Annotated in this window: 16 protein-coding genes and 1 pseudogene; 8 read left to right on the top strand and 9 right to left on the bottom strand. The window is 41.9% G+C overall.

What is annotated here, in order from left to right:
- Positions 1 to 6: 6 nt before the first annotated feature.
- The 5 genes and pseudogenes from NIES1031_RS14755 to NIES1031_RS14730 all read left to right on the top strand — a co-directional run bounded on the left by NIES1031_RS14755 (position 7) and on the right by NIES1031_RS14730 (position 7,214).
- On the top strand, positions 7 to 1,602 hold the full coding sequence (locus NIES1031_RS14755; protein ID WP_073550289.1) for a hypothetical protein: 1,596 nt from the start codon (positions 7 to 9) through the stop codon (positions 1,600 to 1,602).
- Positions 1,603 to 1,656: 54 nt separating this feature from the next.
- On the top strand, positions 1,657 to 2,622 hold the full coding sequence (locus NIES1031_RS14750) for a lysylphosphatidylglycerol synthase transmembrane domain-containing protein (RefSeq protein ID WP_073550288.1): 966 nt from the start codon (positions 1,657 to 1,659) through the stop codon (positions 2,620 to 2,622).
- Positions 2,623 to 2,660: 38 nt separating this feature from the next.
- Positions 2,661 to 4,172, top strand: coding sequence for a glycosyltransferase family 39 protein (locus NIES1031_RS14745; protein WP_236738846.1), 1,512 nt, complete (start codon positions 2,661 to 2,663; stop codon positions 4,170 to 4,172).
- Between the two features lie 370 nt (positions 4,173 to 4,542).
- Positions 4,543 to 6,147, top strand: coding sequence for a hypothetical protein (locus NIES1031_RS14740; protein WP_236738845.1), 1,605 nt, complete (start codon positions 4,543 to 4,545; stop codon positions 6,145 to 6,147).
- 4 nt (positions 6,148 to 6,151) lie between these two features.
- Positions 6,152 to 7,214: pseudogene (locus tag NIES1031_RS14730) on the top strand (ISKra4 family transposase).
- A gap of 64 nt (positions 7,215 to 7,278) precedes the next feature.
- Here NIES1031_RS14730 and NIES1031_RS14725 read toward each other — a convergent pair.
- Positions 7,279 to 8,868 (bottom strand): glycoside hydrolase family 57 protein, encoded by a 1,590-nt coding sequence (locus tag NIES1031_RS14725; RefSeq protein ID WP_073550285.1) that lies wholly within the window; start codon positions 8,866 to 8,868, stop codon positions 7,279 to 7,281.
- Between the two features lie 269 nt (positions 8,869 to 9,137).
- On the opposite strand from NIES1031_RS14725, the gene NIES1031_RS14720 reads away from it, so the two are divergent.
- The 3 genes from NIES1031_RS14720 to NIES1031_RS14710 all read left to right on the top strand — a co-directional run bounded on the left by NIES1031_RS14720 (position 9,138) and on the right by NIES1031_RS14710 (position 12,918).
- Entirely contained in the window at positions 9,138 to 9,869 is a 732-nt protein-coding gene (locus NIES1031_RS14720; RefSeq protein WP_073550284.1) for a hypothetical protein, read from the top strand.
- A gap of 219 nt (positions 9,870 to 10,088) precedes the next feature.
- On the top strand, positions 10,089 to 11,333 hold the full coding sequence (locus NIES1031_RS14715) for an EcsC family protein (protein WP_073550283.1): 1,245 nt from the start codon (positions 10,089 to 10,091) through the stop codon (positions 11,331 to 11,333).
- A gap of 4 nt (positions 11,334 to 11,337) precedes the next feature.
- Positions 11,338 to 12,918 (top strand): gamma-glutamyltransferase family protein, encoded by a 1,581-nt coding sequence (locus tag NIES1031_RS14710; RefSeq protein ID WP_073550282.1) that lies wholly within the window; start codon positions 11,338 to 11,340, stop codon positions 12,916 to 12,918.
- Here NIES1031_RS14710 and NIES1031_RS14705 read toward each other — a convergent pair.
- The 8 genes from NIES1031_RS14705 to NIES1031_RS14675 form a co-directional block, all read right to left on the bottom strand.
- Positions 12,907 to 13,884 carry a 2-dehydropantoate 2-reductase gene (locus NIES1031_RS14705; protein WP_073550281.1) on the bottom strand — a complete coding sequence of 326 codons (978 nt, stop codon included), beginning with the start codon at positions 13,882 to 13,884 and terminating at the stop codon, positions 12,907 to 12,909. The two genes, NIES1031_RS14710 and NIES1031_RS14705, sit on opposite strands and share 12 nt — an antisense overlap.
- A 6-nt stretch (positions 13,885 to 13,890) precedes the next feature.
- A complete protein-coding gene (locus NIES1031_RS14700) occupies positions 13,891 to 15,414 on the bottom strand; it encodes an acyl--CoA ligase (RefSeq protein ID WP_073550280.1) in 1,524 nt (507 codons plus the stop codon).
- A 9-nt stretch (positions 15,415 to 15,423) separates the two neighbouring features.
- A complete protein-coding gene (locus NIES1031_RS14695) occupies positions 15,424 to 16,557 on the bottom strand; it encodes an ABC transporter ATP-binding protein (protein WP_073550279.1) in 1,134 nt (377 codons plus the stop codon).
- Positions 16,558 to 16,578: 21 nt separating this feature from the next.
- Positions 16,579 to 16,974 (bottom strand): ABC transporter permease subunit, encoded by a 396-nt coding sequence (locus tag NIES1031_RS23400; RefSeq protein ID WP_178378148.1) that lies wholly within the window; start codon positions 16,972 to 16,974, stop codon positions 16,579 to 16,581.
- Positions 16,975 to 16,989: 15 nt separating this feature from the next.
- Positions 16,990 to 18,318, bottom strand: coding sequence for an ABC transporter permease (locus tag NIES1031_RS14690; RefSeq protein WP_084544365.1), 1,329 nt, complete (start codon positions 18,316 to 18,318; stop codon positions 16,990 to 16,992).
- A gap of 18 nt (positions 18,319 to 18,336) precedes the next feature.
- Positions 18,337 to 19,434 (bottom strand): ABC transporter substrate-binding protein, encoded by a 1,098-nt coding sequence (locus NIES1031_RS14685; RefSeq protein ID WP_073550278.1) that lies wholly within the window; start codon positions 19,432 to 19,434, stop codon positions 18,337 to 18,339.
- A gap of 391 nt (positions 19,435 to 19,825) precedes the next feature.
- Positions 19,826 to 21,325 carry a glycosyltransferase family 39 protein gene (locus NIES1031_RS14680; protein ID WP_218596813.1) on the bottom strand — a complete coding sequence of 500 codons (1,500 nt, stop codon included), beginning with the start codon at positions 21,323 to 21,325 and terminating at the stop codon, positions 19,826 to 19,828.
- A gap of 95 nt (positions 21,326 to 21,420) precedes the next feature.
- Positions 21,421 to 23,139: a hypothetical protein gene (locus tag NIES1031_RS14675; RefSeq protein ID WP_073550315.1), complete on the bottom strand. Its 1,719-nt coding sequence runs from the start codon at positions 23,137 to 23,139 to the stop codon at positions 21,421 to 21,423.
- Positions 23,140 to 23,229 lie beyond the last annotated feature (90 nt).

Genomic DNA, 23,229 nt, shown 5'->3' with positions numbered 1-23,229 from the left:
AAGTTTATGTCTCACCGCAATTTATTTGCCCGTAGTGCTTTAGCAAACATTCCTAAAATTTTGACACTACTAGATCGCAATCCGCATAGCCCTACCTATGGCTGCTTTGATCGTAACTTTTGGCATTATAAAATTATTGATTTTCCTAGCGGGATGGCACAGGAATTTGTTTTACCACTCGCGCTTGCTTACGATACTGATCTACCTGACAACCCTTTTTACCGTCAACCAGTGCTGCGCGATTGGGTAGAAGCAGGTATTATTTATGCTGCGAGAAGCGCGCACAAAGATGGTTCGTGTGATGATTACTTTCCTTACGAACGCGCGAGTGGGGCAGCGGCTTTTTCGTTACTTGCGTGTATTGATAGTTATGTGCTGTTCAGGCTAAATAATTCAGCAATTCTACAGTTTTTCTCCCAACGGGCAGATTGGTTAGCCAGCCACCAAGAAAGCGGGCGACTCAGCAACCATCAAGCCTTAATTACATTATGTCTATTACTACTTTCTCATTTATTGCAAACATCCCGATGGCAAAGGGCGATCGCGCAACGTCTAGAACTCGTTTTATCTTGGCAAAGTTCTGAAGGGTGGTTTCAGGAATACGAAGGCTGCGATCCTGGCTACAACACAATGACAATTTCCTGCTTAGCCAGAATTTATCAACTCCAACCCGATGCCAAGCTAAAAGAAGCACTGATCAAAGCCGTCAAGCTAGCAGCCCATTTTGTGCATCCTGATGGTTCCTATGGTGGTGAGTACGCCAGTCGTAACACTTATAACTTCTTTCCGCACGGATTTGAGTTAATTGGGCGCTGGATGCCAGAAGCATTACAAATTAGCGATCGCTTCCTTGAGGGACTCGCTAAAGGATTAGCACCTTGCTATGCTGACGATCATATTATTGGACATCATACTTGGAATTATTTACTAGCATGGCGTGATTTTGTGCCACAGCGTCCTACACTCACCACACCTCCTCAAGGGCGTTTATGGTTAAAAGAAGCAAAGATTTTGATTGAGCGACGCGAAAATACAGTATTGTATTTAGCCTTAAATAAAGGTGGCGTTTTCAAACTATTTCGCAACAATCAATTAATTATTTCTGATACTCAAATCTCCTTACAAGTTGAAATCAAAAATAAACTGAAAAATTGTGTAGCACATTTAGTTGATGCGTATGAAATGACGATTGGTGATGATGAAATTACGATTGCTGGGACAATGGGATGGGCAAAGCAAAAACAAATGACGCCATTAAACTTGCTTATTTTACGCGCTGTAATGCTTACTTTCGGACGTTTCTTTCCAAATTTAATTCGTAAAATTCTGCAAAAATTATTAATTACAGGTAAACAAAACGCTCCCTATTACTTTAGACGAAAACTTTGCTGGCATAGTGGGCAATGGTGTATTACTGACGAAGTTTATACCCGCTCTTGGCATAATGTCATTTATGCAGGTATTGGCGGCGATCAAACTTCTATATATGTTGTGATGAGTCGTACATTTCAGCACAATCAAATGCAATCATGGTTTAATCTTACACAAGAAGTAAGAAAACTAGCTCTTGGTGAACCACTAAAGATAGAGCGTTGTTTCTAAAATTGAGCAGACTATAGGCTGAAAAAGATAATAAACTTACTTTGATTTAATTACATGAAAAGACTGCTTTCTATTATTGTCAGTTTTACTATTTTAGGAATTATTTATTGGAAAATAGACTTTCCTCGATTAATTCAAGTTTTTCAAAATAGTAATCTTTCGTGGATGTTAATTAGTTTAGGGATGGTTATTCCTTTAACAATGTTAACAGCATGGAGATTACAACAACTTATACCTATAGGCAAGCGTTTAGGTTTTTTTGAGGCAAATCGTTTAATTTTAGCCGCAAGTGTCTTGAATATGATTCTCCCATCCAAAATGGGAGATATTGCTAAAGCTTATTTTATGAAAGAGCGAGGGCATTTGAGCGGCTCTTTATCGCTATCTTTAGTCATATTTGAAAAAACTTGCGATTTACTTTCATTACTACTGTGGTGTGTATTTGGTTTAATCTTTTATTCGCAAAACGATTGGCTCTTTTGGATAATGAATGCGAGTGTTACTCTCGGCTTAGTCACAGGAGTATTACTACTCGCTTCGCGCCAATTTGCGGAGTTATTTTTTGATATTATTAGAGTTATTCTCCCTAAAAGAACTCACCCAAAGCTAGAAAAATTCCGTAGTTCTTGGGGACAAATGCATAATTATTTTTGGCATGATAAAGTTCATCTATTACAGATAGCTGTAACTTCAATCTTTATTTGGTTTCTTCATTTGTTGCAAATTTGGTTTTTTATTCTTGCGCTGAATGCTTGGACACCTTTTCTTGCTAGCCTAGCGTTATCTCCTTTAGCAATTTTAGCGGGGCTATTACCATTGACTTTTGCGGGTATTGGTACTCGCGATGCAGCACTTATCATGTTTTATCAACCTTATTTTAATGCACCTACAGCAGCGGCTTTAGGGTTACTCTGCACTTCGCGCTATTTCGTCCCTGCGATCGCTGGTTTACCTTTTTTAGGACAGTATCTGTCAACAATTCAAACTATACAAGCAAATAAAAAATCTCTCCGTTTCTAAGCTATTATCCTATGCATCTATCACACACGCATCATCAATTGAGTAAAACACTCAACAAAGTATTATTTTCACCGCAAAGATTACCTTGGACTATTATTAGTTTTGGTATCTTAGTACGCTCAGTGCAATACTTATATAATCGTTCGCTATGGAATGATGAAGCAGCACTTGCGCTCAATATCCTTAATCGTTCCTACGTTGAGTTACTCGAACCGTTAGATTACGATCAAGGTGCGCCTATTGGCTTTCTATTCATAGAAAAATTAGCAACACAGTTGTTTGGTGATAGCGAGTATTCCTTAAGATTGTTTCCTTTCTTGTCAGCCATTATCTCACTATTTCTCTTTTATCGCTTAGCACAGCGTTGTTTACAACCCTCTACCGTATGGATAGCGTTAGCGCTTTTCTCTAGCCTACATATTATAGTTTACTATGCTACTGAAGTTAAACAGTACTCTAGTGATGTGGCGATCGCAATACTTTCCAGTTTGCTTTTTATTGATTTGTCACGAGTTAGGCTAAATCCTACACAAGTCATAACTTACAGTGTTTTGGGAGCAACATTAATTTGGTTTTCGCATCCAATTGTGTTTGTTTTAGCTGGGATCGCACTGAGCCAACTAGTATTGGCTTTAATAGGTCAACGAGTGACTACAATTCTAAAACTTTTAATAATTTATTTAGTTTGGGCGATAAGTTTTTGTATTCTCTATACTGTTACACTCCAAGATCTTGCTAATCAAACAGATTTATTTAATTCCTGGGAGAGTCGCGGTACTTTTCCAAATTCTATTGGTGATTTTTCGTGGTTTTTGACGACTTTTTGGGAATTTTTTCATAAACCCCTAGGCTTTCCAGATGTATTTTTAGGAGTTACTGTTTTTACATTTTTTCTAGGTTGTGTGTCTTTAATTAAAACAAATTCAAAGCTCTTACTAATACTCGTATCTCCTGTCATTATCACTTTTTTTGCTGCTTACTTAAAAATTTATCCTTTTGATGGCAGACTAGTATTATTTCTAACACCTTTTTTTATTCTTTTGATTAGCGAAGGTGTAGCATTGATTAAATACACAAAAAAAAATCAAATAAAAATACGTACTTTAATTTTAATATTACTACTTGTTCCCCCACTAGGAACTGCTACATATTTAATGATTAAACCATATGAAAAGCAAGAAATAAGACCGATAATAGCTTACATTAAAGAACATCAACAACTAAACGATATAATCTATGTGTATCAACGTGCTGAGTTTCAATTTAAATATTATGCTAATAAATTTGGTTATCAAGCGGAAGATTATATCTTAGGTATAGATGATCTAGATAAACAAGATGGACAGGGTATTTCAGACAAGGAATGGCAAAGATACACTAGCGATTTGGATAAGTTGCGTGGGAAGCAAAGAGTTTGGATTGTATTTTCTCATGTGCGTAGTTGGGCGCAGGAAAAAGAAAGAGTAACGACATACCTTGATACCTTTGGTCGTCAAATTGATGCATTTGAGACAAAAGGCTCTTATGTTTATTTATACAATCTTACTTAGTTTTAATTAAATCATATTTCTTTCAATATTCGTCGGTATTTTAATAGTTTGGGATAGTGGTTATTTGAGATAAGAGCAATGAATACTCAAACTTTGACTAGGGCGATCGCACGCTTTATTTTTTTGAAGATATCGAATTTGGATACTCTTAATTAGTATTTATAGCTAATCAATCGAAATATTTTTTATTATGGTAACTTTACGTCGAAAAAAGTTTGTTACTACTCCGAAAATTAAATTCAATCGCAGGGTATTATTTTGGCTCAGTCTTAGTTTGACTTTTGCGATACTTTATAGCCTATTAGGTCTAAAAATAGGTTTTAGTAGCAATTATATTGTCCAAGATGATGCTCGTCAGCACGTATTTTGGATGCGGCGTTTTTTAGATTCTGAGTTATTTCCTAATGATTTGTTAGCAGATTACTTTCAATCAGTCGCGCCGTTAGGTTATACAAACTTATATCGTTTTTTCGCAACAATGGGCATCGATCCTATGTTGCTCAATAAATTTATACCAACAGTATTAGGCGTTATTACAACAGGATTTTGCTTTGGTACTTGCCTACAAATGTTTGCTGTGCCTTTAGCAGGATTTTTTGCAACTTTGTTATTAAATCAGTATTTATGGCTACGTGACGATTTAGTTTCTGGCACAGCAGTTGCTTTTTTCTACCCTCTATTTAGCGCTTTCTTATTCTATTTATTGCGTCGCAACTTATTACTTGTCTGTATTGCGATCGCACTTCTAGGCTTGTTTTATCCTCAAGGTGTTTTTATTTGTGCAGGTATTTTAGTTTTGCAATTGGTTCGTTGGCAACGTCGTGGAATTGCATTTACACAGAATCGGCGTGACTATTTATTTTGTGCGATCGCTTTAGGTGTAGCTTTTCTGGTTTTATCCGTTTATGCGTTAAAGTCTTCAGAATATGGTTCAGTAATTACAGCCGCTGAAGCGAGAACCTTACCAGAATTTAGACCAATGGGCTTGAGTCAGTTTTTTGTTGATATTCCGCAACACTTCTGGTTTACTGGACAGCGTAGCGGCATGATGCCCAAATATGGAACTGTCTTACCCATAGTAGCAACGCTACTGTTGTTCCCGATGCTGCTTTTTCCTAGAGTATTTCCGTTGGTAAAACAGCTAACTTCTCAAGGTTGGCTTTTGGTACAAGTTACTATAGCATCGTTAGTGATGTTTTTTGCTGCTCATGCGTTATTATTTCGCTTACATCTGCCGACAAGATACACTGAGCATAGTTTGAGAATTGTTACCGCGATCGCGGGTGGAATTGCGATCGCCATAGTATTAGATGCTTTATTTGATTGGGCTGCATATACCAAGCGAAATTCACAACAATATCAATGGTTAGCTTTAGGTGGTGCAACTTTATTAGTTACTAGCGTTGTCATCTCACCAACGTTTCTAGAAAAGTTTCCTAAAACCGACTACGTTATCGGTCAACTCCCAGCTTTATATGAATTTTTTGCGCAACAACCAAAAGACATTCTCATTGCTTCTTTAACCGAGGAAACTACTAACCTTCCTTCGTTTTCGCAACGTTCGATTTTAGTAGGTGGTGCAGGATTTCCTGTTCCCTATCACAAAGGCTATTATGCCCAAATTCGACAAAGAACTAACGATTTAATCGCGGCGCAATATAGCCCTGATTTACAACAAGTGCAGAGTTTTATTCAAAAATATAATATCGATTACTGGTTACTTGAATCTTCCGCATGGCAGCCGACATACATAACTCGCAGTCGCTGGATTAGACAGTACGATGCAGCGAATCAAGCGATTAGTTTCTTACAACAAGGAAAAATTCCTGCTTTAGCCAATGAAATCAAGCGCTGTGCAGTTTTTCAAACAGGTAATTTTGTAGTGTTACAGGCTTGTTGTATTACCGAGGGCTGGGTGCGTGTCACCTTCTTGGGAGAAAAATTAGGCTGGAGAAGACCTAGAACTATCTACTAAGACCATGACTCCTGAAGACGACGCCCAACGGCAACAGTGTGTTGAAACAATTGCCAACATTTTGTATCGCAACACGCCCGCTGAACAACTGCAAACGCTAGAAGGCATTGAGCAAGCTATCCGAACCCACACGCAACGAGCGGTGTTGCCGCAACTGGGAGTTTTTTTATTGCAGCAGCGACTGGCACAACTGATGGCTACCAACGGACGCTGAAGAGTATTCTCGGACGCTTAAGCGTGACCAGCGAACAAGCCCAACGACTAGGAGTGAAAACGGGTAGCCAGGTGAGTCCCATGCTGGAGCGATGCTGTTTGCAGGTGAGTGCCAATGTATCGTATCAACACGCAGCTCAAGATGTGGAACTGTTCACCGGCATCGCCGTTAGCGCCAAAACGCAACAGCGGTTAGTTCAACGCCAAACATTTGAAACACCCAGCGTTGACGAGTCAGTGTCAGAAGCCAGCATTGATGGCGGAACGGTGCGACTGATTGTGGAGTCAGGGCAGAAACCCTTGTGGAAGCAGTATAAAGCGATTCATCTGGCTGCCATGGGAGTTCGTGCCGCCTGGTTCGACGACAATGCCGCGCTGCTTGAGTGGCTCAACCATCAACCGCTTGCTGCTGGTCTAACCTGCCTGGGCGATGGTCACGATGGAATTTGGAATTTATTTGCTCAACTGCCTGATGCCGTGGAGCGACAAGAGATTCTCGATTGGTTTCATTTGAGCGAGAACTTGGAGAAGATTGGGGGGTCGTTGAATCGCTTAGCAGAAGCTCGGCGGCTGTTGTGGCGGGGTAAGGTGGATGAAACGCTCTGGCGTTATTTAACGACTGTCAACTGCATCAAGCGCAGTGCTTCTGTCAGTATTTGCAGAAGCATCGGCACCGGATCGTCAACTACGATTATTACCAGAGTGAAGACATTTGCTCGATTGGTTCTGGTGCTATAGAGTCAACCGTCAAACAGATTGACCGTCGATTACAGATTTCGGGGGCACGTTGGAAACCAGAGCATGTGCCGAACGTGTTAGCTCACCGCTGTGCTTACCTCAACAACCTGCTCTAATTTCCTCTCAAGAAGGTGACACGCACCCCCGAGGGCTTGGCAATACCAAGCCCTAATTCTTACTTTAAAGCGGACGATAAACGCGATAGTTGATTTTGGGGAAAATATTATCCATCGACTCAACTTTTTCTAGCCAACCGCTATCGATTTTACCGATGTTGACATCTTCGTAGAGTTTATTGAACCGCATCAAGTGCGATCGCGTTCGGCGCACCGCATAAGGTACCATCGTTCCTGTACGCATAATAAACGCCCAATCTGAGGATTGCGCTAACAAGACTTCTCTTGCAGCTTGGTTTAGCGCCCGCCATTCTAATTCATCTGCGGGTTCGCGCCGCGATAATTCGATCATGCGTTCAGTGGCTTTGTGCAAATGCGGGTAAATCCAGGCGTTTGTTTCATTTAACCAATATTCGTGGAATCCTTTATAACCCCAACTCGATTGCGAAGGCTTGCAGATTTGCTGTGTGGGGTTGACGCGTAAGTAATCTGCTAAATGCGTCATCTGATACGTCTTTTGATCGTACCACGATTTACGGAATAAGTAATCGATAAACCACGGACCTTCATACCACCAGTGACCGAATAATTCTGCATCATAGGGAGAAACAATGATCGGCGATCGCTGCATTATTTCATACAAATGCTCGACTTGGCGTTCGCGGTTATACACAAAATTACCCGCGTGTTCTGCGGCTTTTTCCCGCGCCCAGTAAGGATCGTAAAGTGCTTTATCAGATAGTCCTAAACCGCGTCCAGTAATTTTATGATATTTAATACCCGTGTTTTTCCGCTGTCCATTGGGCATGATGTAGGGCTTGATATATTCGTAATCAGCCTCCCATCCCAAGTCTTTATAAAACTCGCGGTACTCTGCTGCACCAGGATAACCGACTTCTGATGACCAAACTTGCTGCGAAGATTCGTGATCGCGTCCAAACGCCGCAACACCCGTTTCGGTAAATATAGGTGCGTAACTGCCAAAACGAGGACGCGGACGCGCGTACAATATCCCGTGTCCATCTGTCAAGAAGTAACGCAAGCCTGCATCCGCAAGCATTCGCTCTAAACCTTCATAATACGCACATTCGGGTAGCCATATGCCTCTAGGCGCACAACCAAAAGTTTGTTCGTAGTGTTCGCAAGCAACTTGAATTTGCGCCCACACAGCTTGAGGATACATCTTCATCAACGGCAAATAGCCATGCGTTGCACCACAGGTAATAATTTCTAAGTTATTGGTGTCTTGAAATTGCTTAAATGCGGTGACGAGATCGCCTTTGTACCGTTCCCAGAGATTGCGGGCGTTATTGAATTCTGTGGCGTAGTGTTCAGCAAGATAGCGAATGTGTCCGTTGTGCTTATTGTGTTCGACTTCGAGTTCTGCTAATTCCTCTAGCTTGGCTAAATGCTGATCGTAGCGTTCTTGCAACAGCGGATCTTGCAGCATTGACACCAACGGCGGTGTCATACTCATCGTAATTTTGAAGTCGATCCCGTCTTGCTTAAGTCCTTCAAAGACTTGCAATAGAGGAATGTATGTTTCTGTGATGGCTTCATAAAGCCACTCTTCTTCAAGTACGTAATCGCTTTCGGGATGACGAACAAACGGGAGATGAGCGTGGAGGACAAGGGCAACGTAGCCAATAGCCATAGTAATCTAAAAATTATGGGTTAAGTAACAGACCAGTAAGCGAGAGAACGTCAGGATGTTCTAAGAATTTTATGTCGAAATGGGGACGCGTAGAAGTCCTGTTTTACCCTAAAGCGTTAATGTCGAGATGAAATAATTTCCACCGCGATCGCGCCGGAAACTGCTTATTTAGATTGACCATTTAAGCGAAACGAACAAATGTAGGAACTAAAGCGACACAAAGCAAAGTCAGTATTTTTTGTAGATTCAGAGCATAAAAACGTTTGGTAATGAAAACTGTTGTCGGCAACTCCTGGCAAATCTCCAGGCGATCGCTTTTTACCCTAGCTGTTGTTAGTGGTACGCTACTCACTCCATTGTCGGTTGAAATCTCAAATGCTGCAACACCGTCTGCTGAACTATTGACACAAAAAACTGTATCGTCTGCTACTAGTTTAAGAATTGAAGACTTACCCGCAGGTTTTGAAGAAATTCCTTCAGCTTTTAAGCCACAAATTGCAGCTTATCTAAGTGATTTTGTTCCACTTTTAACGAAACAAAATTTGCAGATTAACGATTACTTTGTGTATGTCAACCGCGACACCTTAGAAGTTGTTTCCGGCTTTACAACAACGATTCCGAATCAACCATTAAGTTTATTACGATTCGATGCGAATCTGCGACAAGTCGCACAACCCCAATACTGGCAACAATTATTTACGAAATTGCAACCGCAAATAAGCGTAGCAGCTAAACTTCTCGAACACCGACCAAATCGCTTGAACGTTGGTAATTCTTCCGCAGGCGCGACACTAGCAATAGGTGCATTGAATCAAAAGGCACAAGTTGATGTCGGCAGCTTTCGGCGGGGTAATGTAGGGGTATTCACCGCAGTTATGTCTTTAAATCGCAGCACCCCACAAGCATCACTGCAAGATTTAGCGACTAAATTAGATAATCGAATTGTACAAGCGACAGCGAATAGTAGAGGTCAGAGGTCGGAGGTCAGGGTTAGAAATTAGTTATTGATGCGATCTCTGGTTAAGTAGTTAGTTACCATTTTTATCATCGCTAATCAACCAGATTTAATATGACGGTTGTGAACTTCGTATAGTGCCTTCACTTGCATTAGGACAAAAATCTACTTTACTGCTAGCGAAGATGCGATCGCAGGTAGATGTTTTATGCCTAAAATTTCGGCTACAAAGAGAGTGAAGTTTATTTAAATCATACACTTACTCATGGAAGATAAATCTCAACAGCCGTCACCGGTGTCTGATACATCAGATGTTGAAGTGACGATTCTCCCGCCAAAAACCGAAAACAAAGATCCGAATGCACCTACACAACCAAATACCACGGACAATTCACCATCTTTCTTTGATTTCTTTGCCAAAACCGTTGGTGATGTCACAGTAGCAGTTGCCACTACCGCAGCCCAGACAGGGTTATCGCTAGCACAAACTGCTGTAGAAGTCGGTGAAGCCGCCGCGAAACAAACGCACGATCTCATTGCGCAAGCAACGCAGACTGCGGGCGAAGCGGTTAACTTTGTTGGCGATAATTGGATAGTACAGCGCTTTTCGCGCGTGCTTAATCTGCAATGGTTAGTCGGTGCAACCGATAATGTCGATCTTGAAAAAGCAACCGAGGAAGTTAGAAAGATACAACAACAGTATCCTAATGAGTCACCTAGCGAAATTGCACATCGGATTATGGTGGAAAAGGCAACGTATGCAGGTGGCATAGGTTTAGCAAGTAGTATCTTACCAGGGGCAGCTTTAGCACTGCTTGCGGTTGATTTAGCTGCAACGACACGCCTGCAAGCAGAAATGGTTTATCAAATTGCAGCGGCGTATGGACTCGATTTAAAAGATCCCGCGCGCAAAGGTGAAGTGCTGGCGATTTTTGGCTTAGCTTTAGGTGGTGGACGTTTGTTGCGTACCGCAGGTTTGGGCTTACTGCGGAATATTCCCTTTGCTGGGGCAATGATTGGCTCAAGTTCTAATGCGGCGATTATGTATTCTGTAGGATACGCAGCTTGTCGCTTTTATGAAGCGAAGTTAAATCAAAATACTTCGATTGATTCGGAGGAAACACTTGCAGAAATTACAAAACAAAGCGATCGCTATGCTGAAACGGCGATCGCCCAAGAAGCGATTATGGATCAAGTTTTAGTACACATGATCCTTGCAAGTCATCCTGAAAAATCGTGGGAAGAGATTCTCCCTGAATTAACAAATCTCAATTTCAGCGAGTCTTCGTTAGAAAGCATCGGCAATAATATTAAATCACCGCAACCATTAGATACACTTCTCGATCAACTCAACCGTGATTTTGCGATTCCTTTACTAGCACAGTGTTATCGAATTGTGCAAAAAGACCGTATCATTACACCTGAAGCTGCACGCATTATGGAAGCGATCGCCAATAAGTTCGATCTTGACTTAAACTCAATTCAGGCAAAGGTAGAGTCTCAAGGTTAGCTGCATGGCGTTCGACTTAACGCAATATCCTTATGCTGCATCGCGACGAGTGATTTTAGGGAAAAATTATGCCGCCAGTACCAGTCAACCATTAGCAACGCTAGCTGCTATGGAAATGTTTTGGGCTGGTGGTAATGCTGTCGATGCGGCGTTAGCAATGGCGATCACACTCACAGTCGTTGAACCAACTTCTAATGGCATTGGTTCGGATGCGTTTGCTTTAGTTTGGGATGGAAAATTACATGGATTGAATGCTTCTGGCAAAAGTCCGCGAAATCTCAAATGTGATGATTTAGCACAAATTCCGCTTGTGGGTTGGTTAACCGTCACCGTACCTGGGGCTGTTTCTGCGTGGCGATCGCTGTGGGAACGTTGGGGAAAATTACCGTTTGAGCAATTATTTGCCCCAGCTATTCGTTATGCTGAACAAGGGTTTCCGGTATCTCCCGAAACTGCCCGTGCATGGCAAGCTGCATCGCATTTTTTATCACTCAACACCCCAGAATTTCAACCGTTCAAACAAGTCTTTTTCCCAGGCGATCGCGCCCCGCGTGCAGGTGAAATATGGGGAAGTATAGTTCACGCGCAAACACTACGCGAAATTGCCAAAACTGGTGGAGAGAGTTTCTATCGTGGAGATTTAGCCCTGAAAATTGCAAATTTTGCTGCGGATACAGGAGGAATGCTAACACAAGAAGATTTGGCGCAGCATCAACCCGACTGGGTACAACCAATTTCGACAAATTATCGCGATTTAACCGTTTGGGAAATTCCCCCAAATACGCAAGGAATTGCCGCTTTAATGGCGTTGAATATTCTTGAAGGTTTTGAGTTATCGCGTTATCCGCGCGAGTCGGTGCAAAGCTATCATCTGCAAATTGAAGCTATGAAACTTGCGTTTGCGGATGTTCATGCGCACATTGGCGATCTTGAATTTATGCAAGTAACAAGCGATCGCTTATTAGAAAAAACTTACGCCGCGCAGCGAAGAGAGTTAATTAGCGACCACGCGCTATTTGCACAACCTGATTTACTTCAAGGAGGTACCGTTTATCTTGCAGCCGCTGATCGCGACTTGATGGTATCTTTCATCCAGTCAAACTACATGGGCTTTGGTAGCGGAATTCTCGTTCCAGAAACAGGCATTGCCCTGCAAAATCGCGGTTCAGGCTTCACGCTCCAAACCGGACACCCCAATCAAATTGCACCTGCAAAACGTCCTTTTCATACAATTATTCCAGGTTTCCTCACACAAGACAACAAGCCTTTAGGAGCATTCGGCGTGATGGGAGGACATATGCAACCGCAAGGACATCTGCAAGTTGTCGTTAACCTATCTGATTATGACATGAATCCGCAAGCAGCTTTAGACGCACCCCGCTGGCAATTTACGACAGGGAAAACAGTGTTACTCGAACCAACTGTACCGCATTCAGTTGCACTCGCATTGGGCGATCGCGGACATGACATTCAAATTATCGCCGAGCGGCGTAACTTTGGCAAAGGTCAAATCATCTTACGGCAAGGAGAAACCTTAATTGCGGCTTCTGAACCGCGTGCCGATGGTATTGCCTTAGCAGGTTAGAGTTTTTTCAAGTAACTTGACACTCGCGTAAATGGCGTCAATATAGGGAGTTGGAGTTTTCGTTAATTTTCCAAGTTCGGCAACTGCACCCACAATGGCATCAACTTCGGTTGGACGGTGTGCTTCAATGTCTTGTAGCATGGACGTTTTGTGCGCGCCTACTTTTTCTGCGCCTTCGATGCGTTGCTCTAGCGAAATGCCAAACTCTACACCCAGTTTCTCGGCGATCGCCTGCGCTTCGAGCATCATATTTTTTGCTAGTTCGCGCGTCAAAGGATATTGACAAATTTCTTCTAGTGTGCATCTCGTCAACGCACTAATCGGGTTAAACGCTAAATTTCCCCATAACTTCACCCACAACTCATTACGGATTTGGTTGCGTACAGGCGCTTTGATTCCTGCTTGACGGAAGCTTTGTGAAAGTTGTTGAATGCGGGGAGTTTTAGCGCCATCAAGTTCGCCTAATGAAAAGCGATCGCCCTCGATGTGTTGCACAATTCCAGGCGCGACAAGTTCAGCAGCAGGATACACAACACAGCCAATCACGCGATCAACAGGAATGTTTGCTTCTATAATTCCCTGCGGATCGACTGACTGAATTTGATAATCAGCGTAAGGACTCTCTAACTTACGAAAATACCACCAAGGAATGCCATTCTGCGCAGTCACGACGATTGTTTCAGTATCGTATAATGCCGATAAACTAGGCGCAACACCTGGCATACTCTGTGCTTTCAATGCCAAAATGACGACATCTTGCGTACCCGCAGTCGAAATGTCCTGCGTCGCAACGACATCTTTAATCAACTCTTCTGTACCATCTGCATTGCGTAGCGTTAAGCCTTGTTGTTGAATTGCTTGCAGATGCGCGCCGCGCGCAATTAACGTCACTTGTTCGCCAGCCTGCGCCAATTTAGCCCCAATGTATCCCCCGATCGCACCTGCACCAACAATACAAATCTTCATAGCAGCTTATTCCCCAATCTTCAGCAACTTTGCCATATTCAACCGTTGCAATTTACCTGTTGCGCCTCTAGGTAACTCCTCCAGAATATGCAATTGACGGGGAACTTTAAATTCTGCAAGCAGTTCTGAGCAATGTTTGCGTAATTCCTGTTCGCTGACACTACTATCTTTTAAGACCACTGCTGCGTGGATATCTTCGCCTAAAGTTTTGTGGGGAACAGCAAACGTCAGTGCTTCTGCAACCGCCGCATGACGCAGTAAAACATTATCAACTTCTAGAGGAGAAATTTTTTCTCCACCTCGGTTAATCAACTCTTTGATACGCCCTGTTAGAGAAAGGTAGCCATCAGGATCGAATACGCCTTGATCGCCAGTACGAAACCAACCCTGAGTAAACGCTTGCGCATTGGCTTCAGGATTATTTTCGTAACCATCCACAACATTAGCACCCTTAACCACAACCTCGCCTAACTGTCCCTTTTCTAATAAATTACCGGCTTCATCCATGATTCCGACTTCCACGCCGAACCCGTACCCGACACTACCAGCTTTGCGCAGATTAGGAGGTAAGGGATTAGAAGTCATTTGGTGCGATGCCTCGGTCATACTATATGCTTCTAGTACCGGAACATGAAACGTCGCTTCAAGGCGTTCTAACACCACTGGGGGTAGCGAGGAACTACTCGAACGAATAAAGCGTAAACGACTTTTAGCGATCGCCTCCTGATTGCGTTCAGCGCGGGCGAGTAGTAGTTGATGCATTGTCGGTACTGCTGAGTACCACGTCGGTTGAAACTCGCTAAAAATCCGCCAAAACTCCATCGCATTGAACCCATTGGGGCAAATGACAGTTCCCCCTGAAGCTAAAGTTGATAACATCGAGGCGACAATTCCATGAACGTGAAATAGCGGCATAATACATAAAGCGCGATCGCTCGCACTCAAGTTATACGTGCCAATAATATTTCGTGCCGAAGCCGCCAAATGACGATGTTTAATAGGTACGCGCTTCGGGCGACTCGTCGTACCACTCGTATGCAGAATCATTGCGACATCTTCTGCTTCAGCTTGTTCAATCGTTTGCGGTGGATATTCTTTCCCCTGAATCTTGTGTAAAGACAAAGTACCATCAGAATTTGGCGTCGCTTGAATGAGCATCATTTGTGGAGTTACCGCCGCTTGCGCCGCCGCAATTCCGTCATCAAGAACAATAAGCGCGATCGCTTGCGTATCTTCGTAATAAAACGTAAATTCTTCTTGTTTGTATTTAGGATTGAGTGGCGCAGCTGTACCGCACGTTGCCGCCGCCAGGTAAGTTAAAATCATTTCTGGACTATTTGGCATGGCGATCGCAATTCGCGATCCGCGTTTAATTCCCAAGCGATTCAACTGCGCTGCGAGTTCAACAATTTGGCGACGTAGTTGCCTGTAAGTCAAACTTGGTTTATCCGGTGCAACAATAGCTGGGCGATCGTCTTCTCCGTTTAGTAGATCGAGTAGTGTTGCTGGTTTGTGAGTCAGTGAAGTCATAAGCTTATCTCAAGATACAGCCGCTGCTGTGGCGATCACTTCTGCTACTTGAGTGGTAGTAGCACTTTGAGGAACCACACGACAGCATTCAGCAGGAATTGCTAGATACATCTGTTCGCCAATTTGGTGACGAACATGAGGAGAAGTTACCACACTCAAAACAATATCGCTGTTATCTAGACGCACAGTATAGTCACGAAATTCTCCATAATAGTTGTGGTGTTCTACCCAAGCACTAAAACAGTTCATTTCAGGATTATCGGTTGGGCAATAAACCGAGTCCATGATAATCGAGTGCGGACGTACACTTAATGCGACTGCATCACCAGGATAAACGCCTGGAGCATTATTTTTTGCTGTAATGAATACTCCGCCCACATCTACTTGTCCCGAAGCTAACAAAGTACCAGGAAGCACGTTACAACGTCCAATAAACCGCGCTACAAACTCGGTTGCTGGACTTTCATAAATTTCTTCGGGAGTGCCTACTTGTTGAATAGTACCTTCATACATCACAACAATTCGGTCGGCAAGCACCAGTGCTTCTCCTTGATCGTGCGTGACGTATACTGTTGTCAATCCTAGTTGATCATGGAGATTGCGAATTTCATTGCGCATTTCATCACGCAAGCTGGCATCTAAGTTAGACAGTGGTTCATCTAACAGCAAAATCTGTGGTTCCACAACGATCGCCCGCGCTAGCGCGACTCGCTGCTGCTGTCCTCCGGATAGTTCCGCAGGGTAACGATTGGCAAATCTGCTTAAGTGTACAATTTCCAAGGCTCGATTCACCCGCGATCGCAGCTGTTCGCGTCCTACATGGCGCAACTCTAATCCAAATGCTACATTTTCAAACACTGTTTTATGCGGCCAAATCGCGTAACTTTGAAAAATCATTGACATATTGCGCTTCTCTGGCGGTACAGTTTTTTGGGGAGAAGAAACGATGCGATCGCCTACAAAAATTCGTCCCTCATCGGGAAATACAAAACCCGCTAGCATTCGCAATGTCGTCGTTTTACCACACCCCGAAGGACCCAACAAAGCAATCAATTCGCCATCGGCTACATTCAAATTAATGTGGTCAACTGCGCAGCTATTCTGAAAGTATTTGGTTAAATTGTCGATTGTAATGCTTGCCATAGATTTAATTTGCGTGATTGTTTAGCCTTTTTCCAGCATGAAATCGCGTCCTAGGAACTTGTAAGCAATACCAATTGTGGTGAAGATAATTGCTAGCATCACGATTCCTAATGCGGCTACGCGTTCGTAGCTGCCTTCTGTTACCAATTGAAACAGGGCAGTGGAAATGACTTGCGTGTTATTCGTATAGAGTAAAATCGCACAACTTAGTTCGCGTACCGACAAGATAAATACAAGCAGCCAGCCGCTGATTAAGCCGCGCTGTACTAAAGGCACAGTAATTTTGTGGACTGTTGTTGCCTGCGTTGCGCCCAGGTTACGCGCCGCGAGTTCCAACTCAGGATTGATGCTCGTGAAAATGTTACCAGCATTAGAAAAAGCGATCGGTAAAAATCGCGTTGTAAAAGCAACAATCAAAATTGCTGCTGAGCCTTACATTACAAGAGGTGGACGCGAGTAAGCCGAAAAAATTCCCACAGCAATCACAATGCCTGGAATTGCTAAGGGTAGCATGGGAAGAAAGCCTAATACCTGATAAAACCGTACCAACTTGCGATTAACGATGTAAGCGATCGCAATGCCAACTAACATCGCAAACGTCGCGGCACCAGCAGCATAGACAAGAGTATTTTGAATTGCAACTGAAGTAAAAGGTTGCTTGAACAATACGTCTTCAAACCATGCAAGTGTCAAGTTAGAAGCATCTAGCGGACGTCCCCAAGACTTTGATAGTGCTGTACGCAATAGGACGTAAACTGGCAAAAACAGTGATAGCGTCGCAACAAGTAAGCAGAAAGCTAGAAAAATCCATTTCCAGTATCCCAAATCAATAAGGCGTTTTCGTCCAGCTTTTCCCGTTAGCGTCGTGTAGCCCTTGCGCGCTAGCAGACGACGTTGCAGTAACAGCAATGCTGCGGTAAGAACGACCAAACATATCGAAAAAGCCGAAGCTAGTTCAACGTTAGAAGGATACTGAAACTGCTGCCAGATTTCAGTTGTCACAATATTAATTCGCGCGGGAATCAGTATTAAGGTAGGAGAACCAAAAAGCGCGATCGCTTCTAAAAAGGACAAAATGAAGCCAGAAATAATCGCCGGTAATACGAGTGGTAAAGTGATACGAAATGTTGTTGCCAATGTGCCTGCTCCTAGGACTGTCGCCGCATCCTCTAATTCTGAGGAGACAAACTCTAGTGCCGAACTCACCATCAAAAACACATATTGAAAGCTGTAGATTCCCACCACAAAGATTGCACCCAACATTGTATAAACATCGAGCGGTCCTTTTTCTGTCCCAGTCAACTCTACAAAAACCCGATTGAGCCAACCTGATGTCGGAGCAGCAAGCAGAATCCATGCAATTCCACCCAAAAAGGTAGGCATCGAAAATGCCCCTAGCAATAAAATCCGTATGAGTCCTCGTAACGGCATATTTGTCCGAGTCGTCGCCCAAGCGAGAGGAACCCCAATTAAAATACTTAAAACTCCTGTTCCTGTTGCTAGTATCAATGAGTTGAGTGCCGCTTGGCGAAAGCGTGGGTTTGTCAAAACTTCAATATAATTGCTGAGAGTAAATCCACTTTCATTGACTTGCATTAAGCTACGCAAGACTAACCAATAGCTTGGTAAACCAATCAACAATAGCAAAATCAGAATAAAACCAATCCAGAAAACGAAAGAAAAGTCATATTTCCCAAACCAACGATTTAAGAATCGCTGCGGGCTAACAATGAGTCTTGTGATACCAGTTTGAGTAGTCAAAATTTTTCCTCCGTTGCGTCAAGCGCCAAACTCATTACGCCATTTCCTGATAACTTCAGGGATATCGCGTTGAATTTCTGCTGCCGTTGGCACTATTGGTTGCATATCTTTGAGTGTTTTTGCACCAGGAATAGAAACACCAGCTATGAGCGGTTGTTCGTAATACTTAGCAATTAGCTCGGAATATTCTTTTGTCATCAAGAAATTCATAAATAGCTTGGCAGCATTAGGATGCGGCGCATCATGCAATATGCTAATTGGACCCACGACGACAACTGCACCATCAGTAGGGTAAACGACTTCTAGCGGATCGCCTTGCGCTTTACGCGTTAATGTTTGCCCTAGCGTTGCAATACCAATTGCGCGTTCGCCAGATACTAGCACCGGAATAACGTCGTTAATCGAGCGCCCTAGCTTAGGATTAAGTTGATTAAATCTAACAATATATTCATCCCAACCGTACTTTTGCTGCATTGCGATCGCCCAAGTTCCTACTTGTCCACTTGCTGCACCGCTTCCTGTAGCAATTTGCTCTCTATATTGCCCTTGTAGTAAATCTTTCCAACTTCTAGGAACATTTGCTGCTGATATCTTTTGGGCGTTGTAGGCAATCACAATCGGAATCAAAGCACCCACTTGATAGAAGTTATCAGGATCGAGATTGCGATACGGTTCTGGAATATTTGCTTTACCTAATGGTTCGTATTGTAAAAGTCTTCCTTGCTCTTTAAGCTGCATCATTTGACTAATGTCAGTCGTTCCAAAAACATCCGTCACTCTCAAACCAGCTTGTATTTCTTGGTTAATTTTTTGAAACAAAGTAGCAGCCGCATTACGAGTTCCCTCAAAAGTAATTCCTGGATATTTAGCAGTAAACGCCGTGCCAATTTCATTAACTATCTCTTGAGTAAAGAAAACAGTATATAGAACAAGCTTTCCTTCCTTTTTAGCCGCTTCATACAAAGCTTTCTCATCGCTAGGTGATATGGGAGATTGTTCTGTAACAAGCGAAGCAGATTGGTTCTCCGTATTAGCTGTACATCCCTTTAATGCAATTAAACTTACCGATGATGTTCCAGCAACAGCAATAAATCTACGTCGAGAAATTCTATTCATTCAGCCTCCGTGCCAAAGAAATATCTGTAGCTTATTTTTTACCTTCTAGAGTACTAATCTTTGAAAAATAATACTTAAATTGGCATTAAAATCTTGACGCCTTTTAGAAAGATGCTTTAGATTTTCAGGTCAATTATTAATGGAATAAGTAAAGTTAATTAAATTTGAGACGAACCTAGTTGCGTGTTCTTATGTTCAGAATATTACAATTTCCTGTTTTTTTTTGAATAAACTATTCACTCTTTTTTTTAATATGTATAAGTAGAAGTTGTTAATAAAGTTAATTGCATTGAGATTATAAGCAAAACTTTGAGGAGAATAACAAAGCGCTGAAGATACTGCGTCAATCCTCAACATCATCAACCGTCGCGCTAGCGCTGAATTAAGCTGATTACGCTGTTATTTGTACGATCCAAAGTTGACCAGAAGCATGGATAAGTTCTAATTTATACTTAGGGTTGTTTTGTAATTTTGCTTGCAACTCTGCATCAGGTCTAAATAAGAAAATTTCACTAAATCGCTTGATATCGTCAGGAACTTCAGTTTCACTTACCAATAATATGCTTACTTGAGGATCGAGTTCATAGCTTAGCGAAGTAATACGACTTACTCGCCTTTGACTACTTATCACAAGTGGCTGATTTGCTTGATTGATAATATTGGCAACATCAGGATTGTAATAACTACTATACTTGTTCCACCAAGTTTCAGCTTGCGCACTCACAATACAAGATACAACTCCACTCGCTAGTACGATCGCCAAAATAAATTGCCAAACTTTTTGCTGCAAATATTTCAAAGACGCCGTTAAATGGTTAGCAAATAAATAAGCAACAGCTACTTGGATAGCAAGATATCCTGGTAACAAATATCTCGCGATACTTGAGCGTTGTCCGCCAGAAATTAAATCTGGTAGCACCAAGCTTATACTAGTAACAACTAAAAGTGTAACGAGGAATAACCAACTGGATGTTGATGTACGACTATATAAAATATAAAACGCATATACAACTAGCACTATAAATACAGTAATTATATATGGCAAGATATCATTTGTATTAAATTGAATATCGTTACCTGCTTCAACATCAAAGAACTGGACGTTATTATAAGAAACTTGGATATCAAAAAATAAAGCAGTAAAATTTAATAACCATCTTTGTATTAAAGTATTAAAACTAATTGCCCGCGCTGTCCATTCACCAATACTACTTGCATTAATAAAATATAGAATTATCCAGGGAGTTAATGTCGCGATCGCAACTAAGGAAGCAATGAGATAAGCAAGAAAATTCTTAGTTACGCAAAATTGCTCTCGAAGCAACAAATAAACACCATGTGCGAAAGAAACTAAAAGAAATAGAAGATGAGAATATAAACCCAAAACGACGGTTAAAGCATATACTCCCCAGCTTAACTTTCTCTTCTGACGGATAGCGCGTAAAAAAGCAATACTAGCTAGTAAGGTAGTCACAGTCAGTAAACTATACTGTCTTGCTTCTTGGGCATACAGTACGTGTATTGGAGAAACTGCGACTAAAGCCATCGCAATCCACCCCACAAGTGGCGCAGCAAATAACTCTAAACATAACCAGTGAACGCAGGGAAAGACGAATAAACTAATAACAGCCGCTACACCACGAGTGACAGCAACGGAACTTCCAAACATTTGCATTGCTAAACGGGCGATCGCATAATAGGCTGGTGTATGTTCAGCATTCGCAGCTAAAGCATTGATTGTATCGAACCAATTTCTTTCCGGCGATAAGCGTTGGAAGACTTGTAAATCTTTAATATTAATAATGCGATCACTGGGTACTTCATCAACAAATTCTGTTTTCTTGTAGCCAACAACGCGTACTGAAGTATGCACCTCATCAATCCAATACACTTTTTTATCGAGATTGACGAATCGAAAAAATATACCCAGCAATATAACAGTAACTAAAAAGAAATGAAGGGAGTAAAGTTTATATCTAAAATGAGTCATTCAGATTGTGTTTGAATACATTGTGTTTGTAAAACGATAAAATTATTAACCTCAAAAACAGTACATTGGATGGTGACTTTGCTTAAAGCTGGGGCTTGCTGCTGTAATTGTTGTGCTATATTTGCAGTAAGCGGTTGAAATTGTCGAATCCAGCCATCACTTGTCACATACTCTGGAGTAAAAGCGTTTTTTTCTAATAGCCAAAAATCAATATTATATTTCTGTATGAATTGCTGTAAAGCAGTTAAATCTTGACTATACTGCGCCTGAACGAGATCGAGCGTCCGCTGACGAAATTGACGATAGTATCCCCAATGATAAGGAATAGCATACTCACTGCCAACGAGAATAGAACGTTGAGCAAAGGTAGGCAAATTATTGGCTTCATCTGCTAAAGAAGCTATAATGATATCCGGTGGTTGCTGTTGAAAAAACTGATATAAACTAGGGTTATTTCCTACAACATAACCCGTCCATAAAAACTGATTTAATGTAGCTGGATAAAATATCAATATCAAAGCAATTATCAGCGCAAAAGCACGTTTTATATAGTCAAATAGCCTTTGTTCAAATCCGCGCGATCGCCGTAGTAAAGTATCGATTAACAAAGTTAAAGCGATCGCGGCAGCGATTGTCAAGATAATACGCAAACTATGCTGTGTATAGCGGCTAGGAAGATGAAGTTTAAATATCAGTGCATGGGCAACGAAAAACATGACCAAAGATGCAAGTATCATCTGTGGTAAGAGAATAATAGTAGAGCGAATTTTGGTTACTAAAGGAAACAGCGATGGATAACGCAGCATAATTGGTAGCAATAGCCCAGCATAAACTAGTGGTGGCATTAACGCTGAAGTCAACCGAATTCCGCTGCGGCTTTCATTAAACCAAAACTCCCAAGGATCGTTAATAAAAAAGCTGCTTCTTCCCCCTGATAGAAATTCCGGTAAAGTTTTTGCAGTCGATGCGGCAGTCGTTGGTGCAAATTCACTCGAAGAAAGTGCATAGGGTAAAAGAACTAAAATTGCAACTCCAATTCCGGCGATGCTGATATATTCTTGACGATTAAAAGCTAGTTGTAATTGCCACCGTCGCCAATGAAAAAACTGAAAAAGCAAAATGAGAATACAAACAAAAATTAACGAGGGATAAAATAATCCTAAAAGTGCGATCGCAACTAAACAAGGGATAAAAGAACGTCGCGAAAAATAATAAAGAAATGCTAAAAATAAAGGATAAATAAACGCTTTTGGTGTAGCTGAAATTAAGCCATCTTGCATCCACAAATTTTGATTAAGAAGAATTGCTCCAATAAACCCAGTTATAGGTAGAGGTAATATTTGTAAACAAACACCAAAGCTGTAACTTGCTGTCATTAGTCCTAAAATTAGTGGTAAGATTTTACTTAACCACAGCGGATCAATTCCTACAACAGCGAAGCTACGATATAAAATTGTGTATCCTAAGGGTGCGACTGACTGAAAATAGTCAGCAATTAAATCATTTGGAAATAATTCCGAGATTAAAAACCGCCGCAGCCAAAAAACGTGTTGTCGCGCATCATCTTGCACTACATACTCACTGCTAAAAGCTTGCTGAAGCGCTAGAATGCCATAAACAGCGGTCAAGACGAGACTTAGACCTAGCCAGAATTTAATCTGAATGCTAGACTTAGTGTCTTGCGGTGAGAGAAGTTTATGCAGGTGCGTTAGCATGACCGCGATCACTGATTAATACACATTGGCATTAGTTAAAGTTGAAGTACAGCGATTGTCTATGAGAATTCTCCTTTCGTCAATAGGAAG

It is taken from the genome of Chroogloeocystis siderophila 5.2 s.c.1, assembly GCF_001904655.1.
GTDB classification, from domain to species: domain Bacteria; phylum Cyanobacteriota; class Cyanobacteriia; order Cyanobacteriales; family Chroococcidiopsidaceae; genus Chroogloeocystis; species Chroogloeocystis siderophila.
This window is presented reverse-complemented; position numbering and strand designations above follow the sequence as displayed.

Bases quoted from the DNA above. Each gene is read 5' to 3' on its own strand.
- NIES1031_RS14710 (WP_073550282.1), top strand. From the start codon at position 11,338: ATGGCGTTCGACTTAACGCAATATCCTTATGCTGCATCGCGACGAGTG.
- NIES1031_RS14715 (WP_073550283.1), top strand. From the start codon at position 10,089: ATGGAAGATAAATCTCAACAGCCGTCACCGGTGTCTGATACATCAGAT.
- NIES1031_RS14705 (WP_073550281.1), bottom strand. From the start codon at position 13,884: ATGAAGATTTGTATTGTTGGTGCAGGTGCGATCGGGGGATACATTGGG.
- NIES1031_RS14685 (WP_073550278.1), bottom strand. From the start codon at position 19,434: ATGAATAGAATTTCTCGACGTAGATTTATTGCTGTTGCTGGAACATCA.
- NIES1031_RS14755 (WP_073550289.1), top strand. From the start codon at position 7: ATGTCTCACCGCAATTTATTTGCCCGTAGTGCTTTAGCAAACATTCCT.
- NIES1031_RS14695 (WP_073550279.1), bottom strand. From the start codon at position 16,557: ATGGCAAGCATTACAATCGACAATTTAACCAAATACTTTCAGAATAGC.
- NIES1031_RS14750 (WP_073550288.1), top strand. From the start codon at position 1,657: ATGAAAAGACTGCTTTCTATTATTGTCAGTTTTACTATTTTAGGAATT.
- NIES1031_RS14725 (WP_073550285.1), bottom strand. From the start codon at position 8,868: ATGGCTATTGGCTACGTTGCCCTTGTCCTCCACGCTCATCTCCCGTTT.
- NIES1031_RS14700 (WP_073550280.1), bottom strand. From the start codon at position 15,414: ATGACTTCACTGACTCACAAACCAGCAACACTACTCGATCTACTAAAC.
- NIES1031_RS14740 (WP_236738845.1), top strand. From the start codon at position 4,543: ATGCGGCGTTTTTTAGATTCTGAGTTATTTCCTAATGATTTGTTAGCA.
- NIES1031_RS14675 (WP_073550315.1), bottom strand. From the start codon at position 23,139: ATGCTAACGCACCTGCATAAACTTCTCTCACCGCAAGACACTAAGTCT.
- NIES1031_RS14720 (WP_073550284.1), top strand. From the start codon at position 9,138: ATGAAAACTGTTGTCGGCAACTCCTGGCAAATCTCCAGGCGATCGCTT.